The sequence below is a fragment of the Yersinia hibernica genome (assembly GCF_004124235.1).
GTDB classification, from domain to species: Bacteria; Pseudomonadota; Gammaproteobacteria; order Enterobacterales; family Enterobacteriaceae; genus Yersinia; species Yersinia hibernica.
The window spans coordinates 2,896,509-2,917,542 of the sequence record NZ_CP032487.1 but is presented as its reverse complement, the minus strand read 5'-3'; the positions used below and the strand labels follow the sequence as shown (position 1 = coordinate 2,917,542).

The window sequence follows — 21,034 nt, the reverse complement described above, 5'->3', positions numbered from 1 at the left end:
AAAAATGAATGTAATAATAAATTGGTAAGGTGAACTATGCTCTCATTTATGAAGCCTAAAGTCGCAACACATAAAGTTCCTGATGATAAAGTGATCGCTACATATAATCGCTATCGAGTTCAAGCGCTGTTCAGTATATTTATTGGTTATCTTTCTTACTATATTGTGAGAAATAACTTCACACTCTCAACACCTTATTTGAAAGAGCAATTACATCTTAGTGCTACGGAAATAGGTTTATTGAGTAGTTGCATGTTAATTGCCTATGGTATCAGCAAAGGTATTATGAGTAGCCTGGCAGATAAAGCTAATCCCAAAGTGTATATGGCCGTCGGGTTATTACTTTGTGCTTTGGTTAATATTGGGCTGGGTTTCAGTGGCGCGTTTTGGTTGTTTGCAGTATTAGTTATTTTTAACGGCTTCTTCCAAGGCATGGGGGTTGGCCCCTCCTTTATTACTATCGCCAATTGGTTCCCGCGCCGTGAACGCGGGCGGGTTGGTGCGATTTGGAATATCTCTCATAATGTGGGGGGCGGTATTGTTGCCCCAATCGTCGGGGGGGCATTTGCCATTTTAGGAACTGAGCACTGGCAAACGGCCAGCTATATCGTGCCGGCTGGAGTGGCAGTGGTTTTTGGGTCACTGATTTTACTGCTGGGTAAGGGCTCGCCGGTAAGTGAAGGCTTACCTCCATTACAAAAAATCATACCTGAGGATTTGGCCGTCGAGCCGATAAAAGCGGGGCAGCAAGCCCCTGAGAATATGTCCGCATTCCAGATTTTCTGTACTTACGTATTGAAAAATAAGCATGCCTGGTATGTCTCATTTGTGGATGTGTTTGTTTATATGGTGCGTTTTGGCATGATCAGCTGGCTGCCTATTTATTTGCTGACGGAGAAGCATTTTACCAAAGGTGAAATGAGCGTCGCATTCTTGTTCTTTGAATGGGCGGCCATACCCTCGACACTATTGGCCGGTTGGCTATCAGATAAGTTTTTCCGTGGCCGTCGTATGCCTCTGGCAATGATTTGTATGGTGATGATATTCATTTGTCTGATTGGTTATTGGCAATGTGATTCCTTACTGATGGTGACGTTCTTTGCTGCTATCGTCGGGTGTTTGATTTATGTACCGCAGTTCCTGGCCTCAGTTCAAACCATGGAAATTGTCCCGAGCTTTGCTGTCGGTTCGGCTGTCGGTTTACGGGGCTTTATGAGTTATATTCTGGGGGCATCATTGGGCACTAGCTTATTTGGAATCATGGTGGATAGAGTGGGTTGGCACGGTGGTTTCTATTTGCTGATGGGCGGAATAGTCTGCTGCATTATCTTCTGTTACCTGTCACACCGTGGCGTGTTGGAGTTGGAGCGGGATCGCAAAAGCCAACTGGCCCAAATCGGTGAAGAAGCATTGGCCTGATTTTGCCTAAAAGAAAAACCGCCCACTTTCAGTCAGATAAGGGGCGGTTCTCTTTTCTCGTGAGCATCAGTTATTCACGATAGTTATAAATTCCTGGTGGTAATACTAACTGCCAGGCAATCTCTTGCGCTTTTTCGCGTCCGAGCAGCAAGAAAACTATCTTCAGTGCAAAATCAATGGATGTCCCTGGCCCTTGGCTGGTCACTAAATTGACTCGCCGGTCGTAGACAACGCGCTGATCCATCCATTTTGCCGGATCGATTTTATCTTTTAATGCCGGGAAACCGGTCATGTTGCCAACCGGGAACAATTTGTGGTGCTCAAGCACTAAGGCGGGGGCGGCGCAAATCGCAGCGACCAGGCGGCCCTCTTTATGTGTTTGTTCGACGGTAGCGACTAACAATGGGCTGTCACGCAAGCATTCCGCCCCCTTAATCCCACCGGGCAGCACCACCACATCAAATTTTTGATCAGCCACATCCACCAGGCGGGCATCGGCCAGTAAACGGACGCCGCGTGAGCACGTAATGTCCAATGCGCCGTCACTGGCGACACTGGCCGTGGTGACATTGATTCCTGCGCGCACCAGAATATCAATGGTGGTAACGGCCTCGGTTTCTTCACTACCAGGAGCCAGGCAGACCAGCGCCGATACGCTCATACTCATTTTCCTTACGTTTAATTAAGTCATACAGCCGGGCATTCTCCGGCAAGGTCATGCCGTGGCTGCGCGCACGCCGCAGCAAATAACCGGTAATGTAATCTATCTCGGTGTGCCGTTGGCAGCGCAAATCCTGCAAGAGTGATGAAATGTTATCAGCAGTACTCTGGATAACATTATTTACGTAACTGAGCAGGCTGTCAGTGGAAGTATGATAGCCCTCCATCTCCATCACACTGGCGACTTCAGCACATAAACTCTCAATCAGTTGCGGATAGCGCTGTAAATCACCATTGCGGCAGTTATACAGGCCGGTGAGTGGATTAATCACGCAGTTTACCGCCAATTTTTGCCAGCATGCCGCTGAGATATCATTGTGCCAAGCTACGTCCGGTAAGGCTTGATGCAAGACATCCGCCAAGTGGCTGATATCAGTTGCAATAGGCGACATTGGGCCAATATGGGTAATACCGCTCGCGACATGGACGATTGTGTTGCCATCGCGGCGTGCTGCATGAGTGGTGACTCCGTGTAGGAAAACATGGTCATCTCGCGGCAATTCTTCTTGTGTGCCCATCCCATTATGCAGCAGTAAAATCTTACATTCGGGGTTAAGCATCGGCAGTAAGCTGATGATTGCACTGGAAACTTGCCATGCCTTCAAACAAACCAATAATAATTCACTTTTGGATAAATGCTCTGGATCGTTCGTCGGGAGGTTTTGATTGAAAGCCTCGCCGCTTAACGTAATGACATTGACTGAACAAAAGGGCTGTGGCACACGAAGCCAGCCTTGTACATCGTGGCCTTGCTGGTATAACGCAGCTAACCACAGCTGCCCGAGAGCTCCGCAACCAAGCACAGTAATTTTCATTGAGACCTCCTTGGTGTCGGCGGAAGTACACTATTTTTATTTAAGTGATATGTTTTGATTATAGACTTTTTGGTCATTAAACCCAGAGTTAGCTGTACACTGGCTTGACCAAGAACTGCATGTAAGTTGATTAATTGTCAGCAGCTTGGCTTTGTCTACCGGGATAAAGCGGTTATTATGCTTGCCATTCATCTTATCAGGAGGAGGGAATATGCCATCTTTCGACATCGTATCTGAAATTGATATGCAGGAAGTGCGTAACGCAGTGGAAAACGCCACTCGTGATCTGGCAAACCGTTGGGATTTCCGTAATGTTCCAGCGAGTTTTGAGCTAAATGAAAAGAACGAAAGTATTAAAGTTGCCAGTGAGTCTGATTTTCAGGTCGAGCAACTGCTGGATATTTTGCGGGCTCAACTGAGTAAGCGCGGTATTGAGGGGGCGGCACTGGAGATCCCGGAAGAAATGGATCGCAGTGGCAAAACCTACAGTGTAGAAGCCAAGCTAAAACAAGGCATTGAAAGTGCGCAGGCGAAGAAGTTGGTTAAGCTGATTAAAGACAGCAAACTCAAAGTGCAGGCACAGATCCAGGGCGAACAAGTTCGGGTAACCGGCAAAGCACGTGATGATTTGCAAGGGGTGATGGCCTTGATTCGTGGTGCTGATTTGGGCCAGCCATTCCAGTTCAATAACTTCCGCGACTGATATTGAGCTAAGTCAGGTACAAAAGTGAGCATGACTTTTGTACCTGCTTTAATTTATATCGCGTTGACTAACTCTTCGAGCTGATGGCGATTGGTTTTTTTGGTATCCACTTTGACGTAAGCACTGCGCTCGGCTGTCACCACGACCGCTTCAGTCACACCGGGTTGCGCTTTGATTCGCTGTTCCAATGCCGAGTCTTTTACCGCCAATTCTGACAAGGTAATTCGCAGGCTACTGACATAAGGGGGTTCTTGCATGCTCGCGCTGACGGCAAACCACACAAGCGCGATAACCGCACCGGCGGCAAACACCATATTCGCGCCCGCCATGCCAAACATCCAGCCACCTAAACTGCCGCCGATAGCCACCCCAATAAATTGGCTGGTGGAGTAAATTCCCATGGCCGTCCCTTTATAGCCTGCGGGGGCTTCTTTACTGATCAATGATGGCAATATCGCCTCCATCACATTGAAAGCAATGAAGAATAGCTGCACGCCGGCAATGATTATCCACAACTGTTGCCCAGCCGACCACAGTACCACTTCAGCGGCAAACAGCACCGCGACACAGCCCATAAAGACCTGCTTCATGCGGCGTTTAACTTCGGCATAAATAATAAACGGCACGACAGCGGCAAAAGAGACCAACATGGTCACCAGATAGACCATCCAATGCTGGGCAGGTGCTAATCCGGCACTGGCCATAATTTGCGGCAGGGCCACAAAGCTCGACATCAATAAGATGTGCAGACACATGATGCCAAAATTAAGTTTCAGCAGTCGGCTGTTGTTGAGCACCTTGCGCACACTGCCTTTGACGATACTGGATTCGCGGTTCAGCACATGGCTATCGGCATCCGGCACCACTGCCAATGTGATGACAATACCCAATAGCGCCAGTATGGCTATCCCCCAGAATAGAGCTTGTAGGCCAAAAGCATGGGTGACTATGGGGCCGAGCACCATGGCGATGGCAAAAGTGATACCAAAACTGAGGCCGATAAATGCCATTGCCTTAGTGCGGTTTTGCTCGCGGGTCAAATCAGATAACAATGCCATGACAGCAGCAGCAATCGCCCCAGAACCTTGTAATGCGCGGCCCAGAATGATGCCCCAGATAGAATCGCTCAAAGCCGCAATAACACTCCCCAGGGCGAATACTAGTAAGCCGCCAACAATCAAAGGCTTACGGCCGATACGGTCGGAAACCAGTCCGAAAGGGATCTGGAAAATGGCCTGGGCCAGGCCGTAGATACCAATGGCAAGGCCAATCAGTGCTTCGCTGGCACCAGAAAGCGCCATGCCATAGGTGGTGAGAACCGGCAAAACCATAAACATGCCGAGCATGCGCAAAGAGAATACCGTACCCAGCCCCCAAGTCGCTCTAAGCTCCTGCGGGGTCATTTTATTGTCGTTCATTACCACCTCAAAAAAACATTCTTTCCCATTGTAATGATGTTGGGCGCAGCCAGTAAATCTATTGATGTTTAGAATGTATTACAGGCGAGTTTTTAGCTAACAGCAGGGGAGGGCGAGAAATAAAAAGTGGCTGTAGGTCACAGCCACTTTCAGATCAACAGGATTGAAATTACCCGACGTAAGTCAGTAACCCGGCCGAGGAAGGAACATTGAAATCAACCGACATCATGACGCTCAATGACGTAATGGCAATGATAGAGAAGACAAATAGTTTTCTCGCCCATACGCTGTCATTGGTGGCTTTATAACCGCGCAATGCCATGCCCAACCACCAAACACTCACCGCCGCGGCCACGACCAGATATTTGTAGCCAGCATAGCCACTTAGGGTCAGCATTAAGGTGGCGACCATAAAGGCCAAGATATAAAGGGTAATATGGTTTTTGGTGACCGATATTCCTTTTATCACCGGCAGCACCGGAATGTTGGCAGCTTGATAATCCTTAAAGCGGAAAATCGCGATGGCATAAGAGTGCGGCATTTGCCACAAGCTGAAGATAAGCAGCAAGATCAACGCACCCATATCAAACTGCCCGGTAACGGCGCAGTAACCAATCACCGGTGGCGCGGCACCTGATAAGCTGCCAATCAATGTGCCGTAGACAGATTTGCGCTTCATGTAGAGGCTATAAACCCCGACATAAATCACGAAACCAATCACAGCCAGCCACATGGCTAATGGGTTAGCGGCGACATAGAGCAGCAACATGCCAGCAATACCCAGTACTGAAGCATAAATCAGGCTCACTTTCGGATCGATAAGCCCTTTGACCAGGACACGATTCTTCGTTCTCTCCATGATGCGGTCGATGTCACGGTCGATGTAGTTGTTAAATACACAGCCGGAGGCAACAACTAGCGAGACACCGAACAGGGTGGCGAGAAAAAGGGGGTAATCAATCACGCCTTTGGAAGCGAGGAGAAATCCCCCAACGACAGAAATTAAATTGCCGAAAATAATTCCTGGTTTAGTTACTTGCAGGTATTGCTTAATCATCACATGCAGCTCTTCAGTCAACCATCATATTGATGTTGAGGTTGTACATAATCCAGAGTGAGCCCACAACAACGATTGCGATAATCATAGCGGTGAACAGGAATGCCACCAGATTCCAACGTTCTTCGGACGATCCATTCATATGCAGGAAGTACACCAGATGCACGATAATCTGCACCACGGCTAAACCGACCACTGTGGCCAGAATAGTCGTATGGGAGGCGGTACCACTCATCACCATAGCGAATGGAATAACTGTCAGAATGACCGACAGAATGAAGCCAATAAGATATGACTTCAAGCTACCGTGGCTGGCTCCACCGTGAGTAGTTGTTGGATGACTCATTACATGGCTCCTAACAGATAGACAACGGTGAATACGCAGATCCAGACCACGTCCAGGAAGTGCCAGAACAAGCTCAGGCACATCAGGCGGGTACGGTTCGTCTCATTCAGGCCGCGTTTTGCTACTTGAATCATCATAATGATGATCCAAACCAGGCCAGCAGTAACGTGAATACCGTGGGTGGCAACCAGAGCGAAGAAGCTTGACAGGAACGCGCTGCGATCCGGGCCGTAGCCTTCAACAATCAGGTGATGGAATTCATAGATTTCCATGGCCACAAAGCCCAGACCGAACAGGAAAGTCAGACCTAGCCAGGTATTTACCTGGTTTTTATGGCCTTTATTCATGCCCAGCATAGCGATGCCGTAAGTAATACTACTGAACAGTAACAGGAAGGTTTCGACCAGAACAAAGTTCAAGTCGAAGATATCCCTGCCGGAAGGACCGCCAGCGGTCCCGTTTACCAGCACTGCATAAGTTGCGAACAAGGTCGCAAACAAAATACAGTCGCTCATCAGGTAGATCCAGAAGCCGAAGACTTTCGTCGCTCCTGCATCGTGATGCCCATGCTCTGCATGGGCGACGTTGTGGTTAGTCAGAGTTTCAGTTGACATGATTCACGCCTGCTTTGCTGATTTGTTCATGATGAAGATTTTCAATGCGCTCAACTTCTGCCACCGGCACATAGTAATCAACATCCTCGTCGAAGCTTTTCACAATCCAGGTCACAATCATGCCAGCGAAGCCAACAATGGCCAGCCACCAGATATACCAGATCATGGCAAAGCCAAAGATCAAGCTGAAGCCAGCAATAATCACACCTGCACCAGTATTCTTCGGCATGTGGATTTCTTCGTATTTCGCTGGGCGTTTGTATGCTTCGCCTTTCTCTTTCATATCCCAGAATTCGTCACGGTCTGTCACTTCAGGAACAACTGCGAAGTTATAGAACGGCGGTGGGGAAGAGGTAGACCACTCCAGCGTACGGCCACCCCATGGGTCACCAGTCAGGTCGCGATTTTGCTCGCGGTCACGAATACTGACGAACACCTGGATAACTTGGCACAAGATACCGCATGCAATCAGTGCTGCACCGCCTGCGGCCACCATCAACATCGGGTGGAATTCCGGGTTGATATCCTGGCTTAGACGACGAGTCATCCCCATAAAGCCCAGCACATACAGTGGCATGAAAGCTACGAAGAAGCCGATAATCCAGAACCAGAATGCACGGATGCCCCATTTTTCATTCAGCGTAAAGCCAAAGGACTTCGGCCACCAGTAAGTCAGGCCAGCAAAGCAACCGAACACCACACCACCGATAATCACGTTATGGAAGTGGGCAATCAGGAACAAACTGTTATGCAGAACAAAGTTGGCACCCGGCACCGCCAACAGAACGCCAGTCATCCCACCGATAGAGAAGGTGATGATGAAGCCAACGGTCCACAACATGGCGGAGTTAAACTGGATACGGCCTTGGTACATGGTGAACAGCCAGTTGAAGATTTTCACCCCAGTCGGGATAGAAATAATCATCGTGGCGATACCGAAGAAGGCGTTGACGTTGGCACCAGACCCCATGGTGAAGAAGTGGTGTAGCCAAACAATAAACGACAGCACGGTAATGGCGATGGTTGCCCACACTAAAGAAGTGTAACCAAACAGACGCTTTCTTGAGAAGGTGGCGGTCACTTCGGAGAACACCCCGAATACCGGCAGCACCAGAATGTACACTTCCGGATGGCCCCAGGCCCAAATCAGGTTGATGTACATCATCATGTTGCCGCCCATATCATTGGTAAAGAAATGGGTGCCCATGTAGCGATCCAGTGTCAGTAACGCGACAGTCACCGTCAGGATCGGGAAAGAAACGATAATTAAAATGTTGGTGCAAAGTGCCGCCCATGTGAAGACAGGCATCTTCATCATCGACATGCCAGGCGCACGCATTTTCAGAATTGTCGCGAAGAAGTTAACACCGGTCAGTAAGGTCCCTAAACCAGAAATCTGTAGACTCCAGATCCAGTAATCGACCCCAACTCCTGGGTTATATTCTATGCCTGATAGCGGCGGATAGGCTAACCAACCGGTTTGCGCGAATTCACCGACCCCCAGCGAGATGTTGATTAACACCACACCGACGACAAAGAACCAGAAACTCAAGGAGTTAAGGAACGGGAAGGCAACGTCACGAGCACCGATTTGTAGCGGTACAACCACGTTCATCAAGCCCACGACGAAAGGCATCGCCATGAAGAAAATCATGATAACGCCGTGCGCGGTGAAAATTTGATCATAGTGATGAGGCGGCAGGAACCCGGCCTCACCAGCGGAAGCAAGTGCTTGCTGGCTACGCATCATGATGGCGTCGGCAAAACCACGCAACAGCATGACCATGGCGACCAGAATGTACATGATACCGATTTTTTTATGGTCAACCGAAGTCAGCCATTCGCTCCATAACCATTTCCATTTGCCAAAATAGGTCAGAGCAGCGACAAGCGCCAGCCCACCCAGAACAATTGCAGCAACGGTAACCATAATGATTGGTTCGTGTAGCGGAACCGCATCAAGTGTTAATTTTCCCAACATCGTTTTATTCCTCGGCTCCGGCGTGAGCGGCGTGTTCGCCCATATCCATGCCCTGGCTCATATCCATACCTTTATGGGTATCATCGCCTTTTTGGTGCATGTTCATATCGCCCATAAACTTGCCAATAATTCCTTTAAACAGCTCCGGTTTAACACTGGAGAAATACTCAACCGGGTTATTTTCACTCGGTTCAGCCAGTTTATTGAAATCATCAGTGGTATTCAGGGTATTTGGCGATTTTTTCACTTGTGCGACCCACTGGTTGAAGTCTTCCTGCGTCGGTGTGGCGATTGCAGTGAATTTCATACCAGAGAAGCCTTTGCCACTGAAGCTGCTGGAAATACCATTGTATTTACCGGCTTCGTTGGCGATCAGGTGCAGTTTGGTTTGCATCCCGGCCATCGCATAAATCTGCCCGCCTAACTGAGGAATAAAGAACGAGTTCATTACTGAGTTGGAGGTGATTTTGAAGTTCACCGGAACATCAGTAGGGAAAGCCAGTTCATTTACTGTAGCAATACCTTGTTCTGGATAGATAAATAGCCATTTCCAGTCAAGGGAAACCACTTCAATGGTGATGGGTTGTTTACCCGCCACTTCAAGTGGTTTGAACGGGTCAAGTTCGTGGGAAGTTTTCCAAGTTATTGTTGCCAAAATAGCAATAATAATGATTGGAACAGCCCAAACAACAAGCTCAATTTTGTTGGAATGGGACCAGTTTGGGGTGTAGGTCGCACTTTTGTTGGACGCGCGATACTTCCATGCAAAAGCAAACGCCATAAAAATAACCGGAACTACGACGATCAACATTAAACCGATAGCAGTGAGTATCAGTGTTTTTTGCTCGACTCCGATTGCGCCTTTGGGGTTCATCAATACCATATCGCAACCACTAAGCATTACTGTGGCTGCTAATAAAGACAACATACCCATATTTTTAATGTATTTCTTAAGTCTCATCTAACGACCTCAATTACAAAAGGGCTCTATTGTCGTTTCATGTGTGCGGGCATTTTACGGGAACGTTGCAGGACTGTAAACATGCTTAAGATTGTGTCAGCGGCTTGTTGACACTTTATGTTAAGGGGGTCACAGATGTTGCCATGCGTGGCAATTTACTAATAGCAACAATATGTTGGCGAAAGCGGGTTATTGTAATGCAGCGGATGTTAAGGAAAAACAACAGTAATTACGCTTTTATTCATAGGAAATACTGATTTTTATTTAATGCGTAGGCTTATTTTATGTAAATAATATGTGATGACGCAGTAAATTAAAATATATTCCGGGGACTAAAAATAGACGTCCCCGGAATCATTTAGCTAGAAATTATATTTAATCGAATAAACGATACCATCTTGTAAAAAATCTTCGCCTAATTTGTTATAAGCATAACGGTATTGAATACCAGTGGTGAATTGCTTAATTGGCGTCCACCAAAGCGCAATCGCACCGTTTACTCCGTTACGGCCGCCGTTGCCTGCGGCGTAGCGCTCCGCTCGGTTAAACTCCAGTTCATTCCAGTTGGTGATGCTGAATTTCTCATCGAACGCGGTGAAGTCATAGCCTGCAACCCAGCCGACAACATAGCCGTTATTACCGGAGTAATAGGTCTGGTCCACATAGTGTAGAGCAACAAACGGCTTCATCCAGACACCGGCAACAGTGGCGTTATAGCCAATACCGTATAGCGTATTTACTTCATGGAAGTTGCTGTAATTGTTGCCCTCAGCACTTGGCAGCGAGTAGGTGCCATAAAGATGGCCATAAAGGTTGAAACCTGAATCACCCAGATAGTAGCGGCCAGTTGTCTTGAAAGTGTAGCGCTGGTTATCGCCCGGTTGCGCTGTTTTTGAATTGAACGGGTTTTCTAAGTCAAAGAAGCCGTAGACCTCGCCCCAGCTATAGCCTGCACCGCCTTCCAACTCAATATACGCGAAGTCATCTTTATGCGAAGAGTCACCGGATTTATGCGTTGTGCTACGAGTCCAGTCAAGGTAGTTCATGCTGATATTAGCAAACCCCCACTGGTATTCCGCTTGCACGGCCGGAGCCAAAGTGACCGCCGTCAGCGCGACTGCGCCGATAAGAATTTTACGCATAAATGCCTCTGTGTGAGTGAAAGATGTCAGGAGAAACAAAAGGACACAGTCCTTAACAAAAAGTGCGCTCATCATAATCTCAGAGCACGAAAGGATAAATAGTTGAAAGTGATTTGGATCTCGTTTTGCGAATAATATTTTGCAACTGTCACTTTAATTTGTGATACCCATCAATAAATTAGTGATGAGGTATTCAAGTGGCTTATCTTGCCAGCATAAAAAAAGCCGGTGTAAGCACCGGCTTTGGTCATTAAATAGGGTTTATTACGCTAATTTTTCTCGTTTCAGCGCGAGATAATCCAATACTCCCCCCAGCACCATGCCGACTACACTGAGCTGAATACCACGCAGCAGCAGTATCTCTGCCACATCAGGGGCTGCAGTCCAATCCAATGCATTACATATCAGTAAGATGAGCCATGCGGCTAATAACACGCAGCCTATGGTCAAAAAGCGCAATGCCCAGCGGTAAGCAGTTTTAAATGCTGTTCTTGGCATGAATTCATCAGTTTTCTGGGTGTGTTCTAACGTCTGGCGGCAGATATAGAGCAGTAATAACCCAGGAATGGCCGCCGCAATGGAGAATAAGTAGAATAATGGCCAGCCATGTGTTTCAACGAACCACCCGGCTATCGGGCCAACGTAGACTCGCCCTACCGCGGATAATGCTGATAACAAAGCAAATTGTGTGGCGGAGAAAGATTTATTACAGAGTGTCATCAGCAGCGCGACAAATGCCGCAGTTCCCATCCCGCCACACAGGTTTTCCAGGAATATGGCGCTGCCCATGGAGAATATATTTTTATCTGTGATGGATAACAGCCAGTAACCAATGTTGGATACTGCCTGTAAAATGCCGAATATCATCAATGCGCGGAATAAGCTCAGGCGCTGCATTAGCAGGCCGCCATACAGCGCGCCAATAATAGTGGCGATTAATCCCAGGGTTTTATTGACCAACCCGACTTCACCGGCATCAAATCCGACTCCGCGGATCAGGAATGTAGTGCTCAGACTGGCTGCAAAAGCATCGCCCATTTTGTACAACACGATAAGCAGCAGAATCAGCCAGGCATTGTTACGGCCAAAGAAATCTCGCAATGGCTCAACAATGGCTTGTTCCAAGGTTTTTGGCGGAGCAATTCGAATGTCGGGTTCTGGGGCAAATAGTGTGGCAAATACCCCAATTAACATTAATCCAGCCATCAACCAGTAAGTGGATTGCCAACCAAGATAGCGATCCGCTATCCACAACGCCAGCCCGCCCGACACCAACATGGCGAGACGATAACCCAGCACGGAGACGGCGGCACCGGTACCGCGTTCTTCCGCCGTCAGTAAGTCAGTTTTATAGGCATCAAAAACAATGTCTTGCGATGCAGAACAGAAAGCAACCAGCACAGCAATAGCGGCTAGCCACCATAAATGTTTAGCCGGCTCCATAAACCCCATGGCGATAATGGCGACGATTAATAACAGCTGGCTGATGAGCAACCAACCGCGTCGGCGGCCGAGGAATGACGGGGTGTAGCGGTCCATAAAGGGGGACCAGAGGAACTTAAATACGTAGGCTTGGCCGACCAGGGAAAAAATACCAATAGTTTTCAGGCTAACGTTTTCTACCGTCATCCAGGCCTGTAATGTCCCACCAGTCAGGGCTAAAGGGAGGCCTGAAGCAAATCCCAACAACAAAAGAACAAGAGAATTACGTTGGGTAAAAAGGTTTGAATAGCGATTGGACATGTTAGACCTACATGTTCCACCCCATGAACGGGGCAGAACATTCTATTAAGCAGTAATAAAGATGTTAAGCAAACAGCAGATTAACGGGCATTCTGCTTGATAAAGCTGCTGACGCTGGTGTCTTGCGCCATATCTGCAATAACATCGCTCAACACGGTGTTAACGGCATTAGTGATTTTTTCATTGGTTGCAGTAAATGCACCTTGCACGTTATAGCTGGCGCGGTAGTTTTTAACCTGCTTGTTGCCATTTTTTGCCGTGGCAGTGATGGAAATATCTGCTTTTGTGGTGATGTTATAGCGCAGATTACCTTCCTGCACATCAGCAAATAGCTGATTTACCACAATTTGTAGATCAACTGGTGCATTGGTGCCAATCATATAGCCGCGGGCAGTCATTTGTTTCTCGAGTACTTCCTGTAGCAAGAAACGCAGGTCACGCGATGGGGTTAATACCACCAGTTGACCATCACGATTGACTTTAGCCAGTGCGGCATCTTGGCGCTGATCTGCCCCATTAATGCTGATAGTAATCCCCATCAGCGTTGGGTCTTGCGGTGGCAAGACGATTTTCGGCGTCACATTCAACGTGTTGTTACTGGCAGCACAACCCGCCAGTATAAAAACAGCCAACAGCGGGAAAAGAATTTTCTTTAGCATGTTCACTTTCTCAATAGTTATGGAATTCTTTAATAATCAGAGCGGGATAGCAGCCATGTTATTTTGCGAGTTTGCAGTTGCCACATCATATCACCGCGATTGGCGGGGGGAAGATATTGATGCAGAGATATTCGGGATATTTTGTATCCAAAATGTTATAAAACAGCGAAAATCAACTAATATTACCAGAGAGAGTAGGCTGTTTTCTGCCTCAGTAGTCAGGAGCACATGATGATTTTGATTCGGGAACAAATTGAAGAAAAACTAAAATTGGCATTCGAACCGGATCATCTGGAGGTAATCAATGAAAGTTACCGCCACAATGTTCCCGCGGGTTCGGAAAGTCATTTTAAAATTGTGATCGTCAGCGATAAATTTCAAGATCAACGCTTTCTTAATCGCCACCGCGCGATTTATAGTGCGTTGGCTGAAGAGCTTGCAAGCACGGTGCATGCGCTGGCCTTGCACACCTACACCCTAAAAGAGTGGGCTGGGTTACAAGATACCGTCCCGGCTTCGCCGTCTTGTCGCGGGGCCGGTACATTGGCTTGAGCAGCGGGATTAATTAAAAACAGGCGGGATAATAGTAGTCACTCGGGCCTGATTTAGGGTATTAGTAGGTGAGAATTTTGCAGGCGGCCTTAGGGCCGCTTGTGTTTCTGTGTAGGCGACATCTTAATTTTATGTGCGCGCCGTAGGAGTTTTAGTCGAAGGAACGATTCACGCGTGAGTTTTACCGCGACAACATTCGCTTGCTTTCCTCGACTCATAACCTGTGCGCCGCTATAATGTCGCGTCTTATTTTTCCGGAATGGTTTCGGGACGCTTCTGACATCTGGGATACTCGGTTCTGTATAATGCGGCCGTCCCGGTTCTTAGAGGGTGTTTTCAGAGTTCGCATCATTCCTGAAAGGGTAATGGTGCTGCTTCGTTGCAGCTTCTGGAGTTGACCGAGCACTGTGATTTTTTTGAGGTAACAAGATGCAAGTTTCTGTTGAAACCACCCAAGGCCTTGGCCGCCGTGTAACAATTACTGTTGCAGCTGACAGCATTGAGAAAGCAGTAAAAAGCGAATTAGTTAAAGCCGCTAAAAATGTTCGTATTGACGGTTTCCGTAAAGGCCATGTGCCAATGAACATTGTTGAACAGCGTTACGGCGCATCTGTTCGCCAGGACGTACTGGGTGATCTGATGCAACGTAATTTTGTTGATGCGATCATTAAAGAAAAAATTAACCCAGCTGGCGCACCTAACTATGTGCCAGGCCAATACAAGCAGGGTGAAGATTTTACTTATTCCGTTGAGTTTGAAGTGTATCCGGAAGTTGAGCTGAAAGATCTGGAAAGCATCGAAGTTGAGAAGCCAGTTGTTGAAGTTAATGACGCTGACGTTGATACCATGCTGGAAACTCTGCGTAAGCAACAAGCAACTTGGAAAGAAACTGACGCCGCAGCTACTGCTGAAGATCGCGCAACTCTGGACTTCACCGGTTCTATCGATGGTGAAGTGTTTGAAGGCGGCAAAGCGACTGATTTCGTGCTAGCCATGGGTCAGGGTCGTATGATCCCAGGTTTCGAAGAAGGTGTTATCGGCCATAAAGCCGGTGAAGAATTCACCATCGACGTAAACTTCCCAGAAGATTACCATGCAGAAAATCTGAAAGGTAAATCAGCTAAATTCGACATCGTGTTGAAGAAAGTTGAAGTGCGTGAATTGCCAGAACTGACTGAAGAATTCATCAAACGTTTTGGCGTTGCTGATGGTTCAGTTGCCGGCCTGCGTGCTGAAGTGCGTAAAAACATGGAACGCGAGCTGAAAGGCGCGGTACGTAACCGTGTGAAAACTCAGGCAATCGACGGTCTGGTTAGCGCTAACGAAATTGACGTTCCAGCGGCACTGGTTGAGGGTGAAATCGACGTTCTGCGCCGTCAGGCGGCACAGCGTTTCGGTGGCAACGAGAAACAAGCTGCTGAATTGCCACGTGAATTGTTCGAAGAACAAGCTAAACGCCGTGTTGTTGTCGGTCTGTTGCTGGGCGAAGTTATCAGCCAGCACGAGCTGAAAGCTGATGAAGATCGTGTTAAAGCACTGATTGAAGAAATGGCTTCTGCTTACGAAGATCCACAAGAAGTGATTGAGTTCTACAGCAAAAACAAAGAGCTGATGAACAATATGCGTAACGTTGCTTTGGAAGAGCAAGCAGTAGAAACTCTGCTGGCTAAAGCCAAAGTGACTGAAAAACCAACTACCTTCAGTGAGCTGATGAATCAGACCACGACTGCGTAATGTTTTTTAGCGCATAAACTGGATGTAATCTATCCGGTGTTTTGATTGATTAAGCCCGTTGCCTTTGGCTGCGGGCTTTTTCTTTTCGTAACAATAATCCCTCAATAGTATGATTAATCTGGCCTGTTTCACTACAATCTGCGCTATATTTGAAAAGTGAAATGAAAGACTTAACAGATAAATAATCAATAGGGCGTCGGGATTACGGCAGAGAGTGGCGGTTTTCAGGTTAGAAACAGGGTTGTTAGGCTAAAAAAATGTTGTTGGGGCTTGAAAATGAATATTAATCCCCCCATTAATCTAACAGACGTTCATATAAGATGTTGATGAAACACTGGCTGATTACCACCGTCGAGTGAGTCCGGCTAGCCGGGCTGTTTGCACGCATGAACATAGTCATCATTCCTTATCTCAAGTAGAATCGGTGATGAATGGCGCCAAAGTAAATTCTATTAGGAGACGGTAATGTCATACAGTGGCGAACGAGATCAATTTGCACCTAACATGGCTCTGGTGCCAATGGTGGTTGAGCAGACTTCACGTGGGGAACGTTCTTACGACATTTTCTCCCGACTGCTAAAAGAGCGCATCATTTTTCTGACCGGTCAGGTCGAAGACCATATGGCTAACCTGATCACCGCGCAAATGCTGTTCCTGGAAGCAGAAAATCCAGAAAAAGACATCTTCCTGTATATCAACTCACCAGGTGGGGTGATTACTGCTGGGATGTCAATTTATGACACCATGCAATTCATTAAGCCTGATGTCAGCACTATTTGCATGGGGCAGGCGTGTTCAATGGGGGCATTCTTGTTGACCGCGGGAGCTAAAGGCAAACGTTTCTGCTTGCCGAATTCACGGGTGATGATCCATCAACCGTTGGGTGGCTTCCAGGGGCAGGCAACCGATATTGAAATTCATGCGAAAGAGATTTTAAAAGTGAAGTCGCGTATGAATGAACTGATGGCACATCACACGGGAAAATCTCTTGAAGAAATAGAGAGAGACACTGAGCGTGACCGTTTCCTGTCTGCCGAGCAGGCTGTAGAATACGGTTTAGTTGATTCTGTGTTCACCCGTCGTGACTAACGACTTATTTCTGTGAGCCGATATACTATAGTGAAAGTAAATAGAACAAATCGTAGTGCTGAAACAGGCCAATTGCGAATTGTTTGTTCACTACCATTATACCGGCTGTCCGTTGAAAGCTAACGTGGCGTACAGAAATAGCGAGAATAGTCTCCCTGCCACACAGTTTCAGGTGTGGCAGATACTGAAAAAGAGGTTTACTGATGACAGATAAGCGCAAAGACGGTTCTGGAAAGCTGCTGTATTGCTCTTTCTGCGGCAAAAGCCAGCATGAAGTGCGTAAGCTAATTGCCGGGCCGTCAGTGTATATCTGCGATGAATGTGTTGATTTGTGTAACGACATTATTCGCGAAGAGATCAAAGAAGTTGCGCCGCACCGGGAGCGTAGTTCGCTGCCAACGCCGCACGAGATTCGCCGCCATCTGGATGATTACGTCATCGGGCAGGAGCCGGCGAAAAAGGTGTTGGCTGTTGCGGTGTATAACCATTACAAACGTTTACGCAATGGCGATACCAGTAATGGCATCGAGTTGGGTAAAAGCAATATTCTGCTCATTGGCCCAACGGGTAGTGGTAAAACGCTGCTAGCGGAAACATTGGCCCGCTTCTTGGATGTGCCATTTACCATGGCCGATGCAACCACACTGACCGAAGCCGGTTATGTGGGTGAAGATGTTGAAAACATCATTCAGAAGCTGCTACAGAAATGTGATTACGATGTGCAGAAAGCGCAACGTGGTATTGTCTATATCGATGAAATTGATAAGATTTCACGTAAGTCTGATAATCCATCCATTACTCGCGATGTATCGGGTGAGGGTGTGCAGCAGGCTCTGCTGAAATTGATCGAAGGGACTATTGCTGCGGTTCCGCCGCAAGGTGGTCGCAAACATCCACAGCAGGAATTTTTGCAGGTTGATACCTCTAAGATTCTGTTTATCTGTGGGGGAGCTTTTGCGGGTCTGGATAAAGTTATCGGGCAGCGTATTAATACCGGCAGCGGTATTGGCTTCGGCGCTACAGTAAAAGGCAAGTCAGAAAAAGCCACCGAGGGCGAGTTATTAAGCCAGGCTGAGCCGGAAGACTTGATTAAATTCGGTTTAATCCCTGAATTTATTGGCCGTCTGCCAGTGGTTGCCACACTGAGTGAACTGAGCGAAGATGCATTGATTCAAATTCTGAAAGAGCCGAAAAACGCGCTGACTAAACAATATCAGGCATTATTCAATCTTGAAGGTGTAGAACTTGAATTCCGCGATGAAGCGCTGACAGCCATTGCCAAAAAAGCAATGGCACGTAAAACCGGTGCTCGTGGCCTGCGTTCTATCGTAGAAGGTGCTTTGCTGGATACTATGTACGATTTACCGTCAATGGAAAGTGTAGAAAAAGTGGTGGTAGATGAGTCAGTTATCGCTGGTCAATCTGCACCAATGCTGATTTATGGTCAACCTGAAGCGCAAGCTTCTGGTGAATAATTAGCCAAATAATCCAGATGGTTAGTATGACAATGGGGGATTTTATCCCCCATTTCTTTTTCCTCGCATTGTAATCGTTGAATGTAAGACATTCGTCCCCATATACTCAATTACCTATTTAGTGAAACTCGTGATGATCGTGTTTCACGAGATTCCGAGTCAATCTGGCGGAAGCTAAACTAAGAGAGAGCTCTATGAACCCTGAGCGTTCCGAACGCATAGAAATCCCCGTATTGCCTCTGCGCGATGTGGTGGTTTATCCGCATATGGTGATCCCACTGTTTGTTGGCCGGGAAAAGTCGATTCGGTGCCTGGAAGCTGCAATGGATCATGATAAAAAAATCATGTTGGTTGCGCAGAAAGAAGCCTCAACTGATGAGCCTGGTATCAATGATCTGTTTTCAGTCGGCACCGTAGCGTCGATTCTGCAAATGCTGAAATTGCCTGATGGTACGGTAAAAGTGCTGGTTGAAGGGCTACAGCGTGCGCGTATCACCACGCTTTCCGATAGCGGTGAACATTTTGCCGCGCAGGCGGAATATCTTGAATCGCCAGTGATGGACGACCGTGAGCAAGAAGTCTTGGTTCGCACGGCGATTAATCAGTTTGAAGGCTATATCAAACTGAACAAAAAGATCCCACCGGAAGTCTTGGCCTCGCTGCATAGCATTGATGACGCGGCACGGCTGGCAGACACTATCGCGGCACATATGCCGTTGAAGTTAAATGATAAACAAGCTGTTCTGGAAATGTTCGATGTCACTGAACGCCTAGAATACTTGATGGCCATGATGGAATCCGAAATCGATCTGTTGCAGGTTGAAAAACGTATTCGTAATCGTGTCAAAAAACAGATGGAAAAGAGCCAGCGCGAGTACTATTTGAATGAGCAAATGAAAGCCATTCAGAAAGAACTGGGCGAGATGGACGATGCCCCAGATGAGCACGAAGCGCTGAAACGCAAAATCGAAGCAGCAAAAATGCCGAAAGATGCGCGCGAAAAAACTGAAGCTGAACTGCAAAAACTGAAAATGATGTCGCCGATGTCGGCGGAAGCGACAGTGGTTCGCGGTTACATTGATTGGATGTTGCAGGTTCCGTGGAACAGCCGCAGCAAAGTTAAAAAAGATCTGGTGAAAGCGCAGGAAGTTCTGGATACCGACCATTACGGCTTAGAACGTGTGAAAGATCGTATTTTAGAATATCTCGCAGTGCAGAGCCGGGTCAGCAAAATCAAAGGGCCAATCTTGTGTCTGGTGGGGCCTCCTGGGGTCGGTAAAACCTCCTTGGGGCAGTCTATTGCTCGTGCGACAGGCCGCCAGTATGTGCGCATGGCTCTGGGTGGTGTGCGCGATGAGGCCGAGATTCGTGGTCACCGTCGCACCTATATCGGTTCTATGCCGGGTAAATTGATCCAGAAGATGGCAAAGGTGGGGGTGAAAAACCCACTCTTCCTGTTGGATGAGATTGATAAAATGGCGTCCGATATGCGCGGTGATCCTGCGTCTGCATTGCTGGAGGTATTAGATCCAGAGCAAAACGTGGCATTTAACGACCATTATCTGGAAGTTGATTATGATCTATCCGATGTGATGTTTGTGGCGACCTCTAACTCCATGAATATTCCGGCACCGTTGCTAGATCGTATGGAAGTAATTCGTCTGTCTGGTTATACCGAAGATGAGAAACTCAATATTGCCAAACAGCATCTGCTGCCGAAGCAATTTGAGCGCAACGCCATTAAGAAAGGTGAGCTGACCATCGATGACAGTGCGATTATGAGCATTATCCGTTACTACACCCGTGAGGCTGGGGTGCGCAGTCTGGAGCGCGAGATCTCCAAACTATGTCGTAAAGCAGTCAAAAATCTGCTTATGGATAAAACGGTTAAGCATATTGAAATCACTGGCGATAACCTGAAAGATTTCTTGGGTGTCCAGAAAGTCGACTACGGCCGTGCTGATACTGAAAACCGTGTTGGTCAAGTCACCGGCTTGGCATGGACTGAAGTGGGCGGTGATTTGCTGACCATCGAGACTGCATGTGTACCGGGCAAAGGTAAGCTGACTTACACTGGTTCTCTCGGTGAAGTTATGCAGGAGTCCATCCAAGCGGCATTGACCGTGGTGCGCGCGCGCGCGGATAAATTAGGTATTAATCCTGATTTTTACGAAAAACGCGATATCCACGTGCATGTTCCTGAAGGGGCGACGCCGAAAGATGGCCCAAGCGCCGGTATTGCCATGTGTACCGCACTGGTTTCTTGTCTGACGGGTAACCCAGTGCGTGCAGATGTGGCTATGACGGGTGAAATCACTTTACGTGGCTTAGTATTGCCAATTGGTGGTTTAAAAGAGAAATTGCTGGCCGCTCACCGCGGCGGGATCAAAGTTGTGTTGATTCCAGATGATAACAAACGTGATTTGGAAGAGATTCCAGACAATGTTATTGCTGATCTGGAAATTCATCCGGTGAAGCGCATTGATGATGTTTTAGCCATCGCTTTGCAAAATCCTGCCTTCGGGGCACAGCCGGTAGTGTCAAAATAGTGACGGATCGCAAGAAGTATTGATAAAACTGATGCTGGTAAGTGAAATGCTACTTGC

The 21,034-nt window shown here is 47.5% G+C and carries 18 protein-coding genes; 7 read left to right on the top strand and 11 right to left on the bottom strand.

The window, feature by feature from the left end; translation table 11 throughout:
• Positions 1-36 precede the first annotated feature (36 nt).
• On the top strand, positions 37-1,419 hold the full coding sequence (gene pgtP / locus D5F51_RS13810; protein ID WP_129197352.1) for a phosphoglycerate transporter PgtP: 1,383 nt from the start codon (positions 37-39) through the stop codon (positions 1,417-1,419).
• A gap of 70 nt (positions 1,420-1,489) precedes the next feature.
• Here the strand turns inward: pgtP and yajL are convergent, their stop codons facing one another.
• Both yajL and panE read right to left on the bottom strand, forming a co-directional pair.
• On the bottom strand, positions 1,490-2,080 hold the full coding sequence (yajL, locus tag D5F51_RS13805) for a protein deglycase YajL (protein ID WP_025377408.1): 591 nt from the start codon (positions 2,078-2,080) through the stop codon (positions 1,490-1,492).
• Entirely contained in the window at positions 2,043-2,954 is a 912-nt protein-coding gene (gene panE, locus D5F51_RS13800; protein WP_025377409.1) for a 2-dehydropantoate 2-reductase, read from the bottom strand. The genes yajL and panE overlap by 38 nt, the downstream gene beginning before the upstream one ends.
• Positions 2,955-3,165: 211 nt before the next feature.
• On the opposite strand from panE, the gene D5F51_RS13795 reads away from it, so the two are divergent.
• The gene (locus D5F51_RS13795) at positions 3,166-3,657 is read left to right on the top strand and encodes a YajQ family cyclic di-GMP-binding protein (protein WP_019212911.1); all 492 of its coding nucleotides are present in this window, start codon (positions 3,166-3,168) and stop codon (positions 3,655-3,657) included.
• Between the two features lie 53 nt (positions 3,658-3,710).
• Here the strand turns inward: D5F51_RS13795 and D5F51_RS13790 are convergent, their stop codons facing one another.
• From D5F51_RS13790 to D5F51_RS13750, 9 genes are all read right to left on the bottom strand, one after another.
• Positions 3,711-5,075 (bottom strand): MFS transporter, encoded by a 1,365-nt coding sequence (locus D5F51_RS13790; protein WP_162301744.1) that lies wholly within the window; start codon positions 5,073-5,075, stop codon positions 3,711-3,713.
• A gap of 169 nt (positions 5,076-5,244) precedes the next feature.
• Positions 5,245-6,132 carry a heme o synthase gene (gene cyoE, locus D5F51_RS13785; RefSeq protein WP_025377411.1) on the bottom strand — a complete coding sequence of 296 codons (888 nt, stop codon included), beginning with the start codon at positions 6,130-6,132 and terminating at the stop codon, positions 5,245-5,247.
• 13 nt (positions 6,133-6,145) lie between these two features.
• Positions 6,146-6,478 (bottom strand): cytochrome o ubiquinol oxidase subunit IV, encoded by a 333-nt coding sequence (locus D5F51_RS13780; protein ID WP_025377412.1) that lies wholly within the window; start codon positions 6,476-6,478, stop codon positions 6,146-6,148.
• Positions 6,478-7,092, bottom strand: a complete 615-nt coding sequence (locus D5F51_RS13775) for a cytochrome o ubiquinol oxidase subunit III (RefSeq protein ID WP_025377413.1) — start codon at positions 7,090-7,092, stop codon at positions 6,478-6,480. The genes D5F51_RS13780 and D5F51_RS13775 overlap by 1 nt, the downstream gene beginning before the upstream one ends.
• Complete coding sequence (cyoB, locus tag D5F51_RS13770; protein WP_087769379.1) at positions 7,082-9,073, bottom strand: cytochrome o ubiquinol oxidase subunit I; 1,992 nt, start codon at positions 9,071-9,073, stop codon at positions 7,082-7,084. The genes D5F51_RS13775 and cyoB overlap by 11 nt, the downstream gene beginning before the upstream one ends.
• Positions 9,074-9,077: 4 nt before the next feature.
• On the bottom strand, positions 9,078-10,034 hold the full coding sequence (cyoA, locus tag D5F51_RS13765; RefSeq protein WP_025377415.1) for a cytochrome o ubiquinol oxidase subunit II: 957 nt from the start codon (positions 10,032-10,034) through the stop codon (positions 9,078-9,080).
• A 362-nt stretch (positions 10,035-10,396) separates the two neighbouring features.
• Complete coding sequence (locus tag D5F51_RS13760; RefSeq protein WP_129197348.1) at positions 10,397-11,176, bottom strand: nucleoside-specific channel-forming Tsx family protein; 780 nt, start codon at positions 11,174-11,176, stop codon at positions 10,397-10,399.
• Between the two features lie 264 nt (positions 11,177-11,440).
• Positions 11,441-12,919, bottom strand: a complete 1,479-nt coding sequence (gene ampG / locus D5F51_RS13755; RefSeq protein WP_129197346.1) for a muropeptide MFS transporter AmpG — start codon at positions 12,917-12,919, stop codon at positions 11,441-11,443.
• Between the two features lie 80 nt (positions 12,920-12,999).
• Positions 13,000-13,578: a lipoprotein gene (locus D5F51_RS13750; RefSeq protein WP_025377417.1), complete on the bottom strand. Its 579-nt coding sequence runs from the start codon at positions 13,576-13,578 to the stop codon at positions 13,000-13,002.
• A 231-nt stretch (positions 13,579-13,809) separates the two neighbouring features.
• Between D5F51_RS13750 and bolA the strand changes: the two genes are divergently transcribed.
• The 5 genes from bolA to lon all read left to right on the top strand — a co-directional run bounded on the left by bolA (position 13,810) and on the right by lon (position 20,977).
• Positions 13,810-14,130, top strand: coding sequence for a transcriptional regulator BolA (gene bolA, locus D5F51_RS13745; protein WP_025377418.1), 321 nt, complete (start codon positions 13,810-13,812; stop codon positions 14,128-14,130).
• A gap of 429 nt (positions 14,131-14,559) precedes the next feature.
• The gene (tig, locus tag D5F51_RS13735; RefSeq protein WP_087769377.1) at positions 14,560-15,864 is read left to right on the top strand and encodes a trigger factor; all 1,305 of its coding nucleotides are present in this window, start codon (positions 14,560-14,562) and stop codon (positions 15,862-15,864) included.
• Between the two features lie 465 nt (positions 15,865-16,329).
• Positions 16,330-16,953, top strand: a complete 624-nt coding sequence (gene clpP / locus D5F51_RS13730; protein ID WP_004714577.1) for an ATP-dependent Clp endopeptidase proteolytic subunit ClpP — start codon at positions 16,330-16,332, stop codon at positions 16,951-16,953.
• 203 nt (positions 16,954-17,156) lie between these two features.
• Complete coding sequence (gene clpX, locus D5F51_RS13725; RefSeq protein WP_005163503.1) at positions 17,157-18,428, top strand: ATP-dependent protease ATP-binding subunit ClpX; 1,272 nt, start codon at positions 17,157-17,159, stop codon at positions 18,426-18,428.
• A 194-nt stretch (positions 18,429-18,622) separates the two neighbouring features.
• Positions 18,623-20,977 (top strand): endopeptidase La, encoded by a 2,355-nt coding sequence (lon, locus tag D5F51_RS13720; protein ID WP_005163502.1) that lies wholly within the window; start codon positions 18,623-18,625, stop codon positions 20,975-20,977.
• Positions 20,978-21,034: the final 57 nt, after the last annotated feature.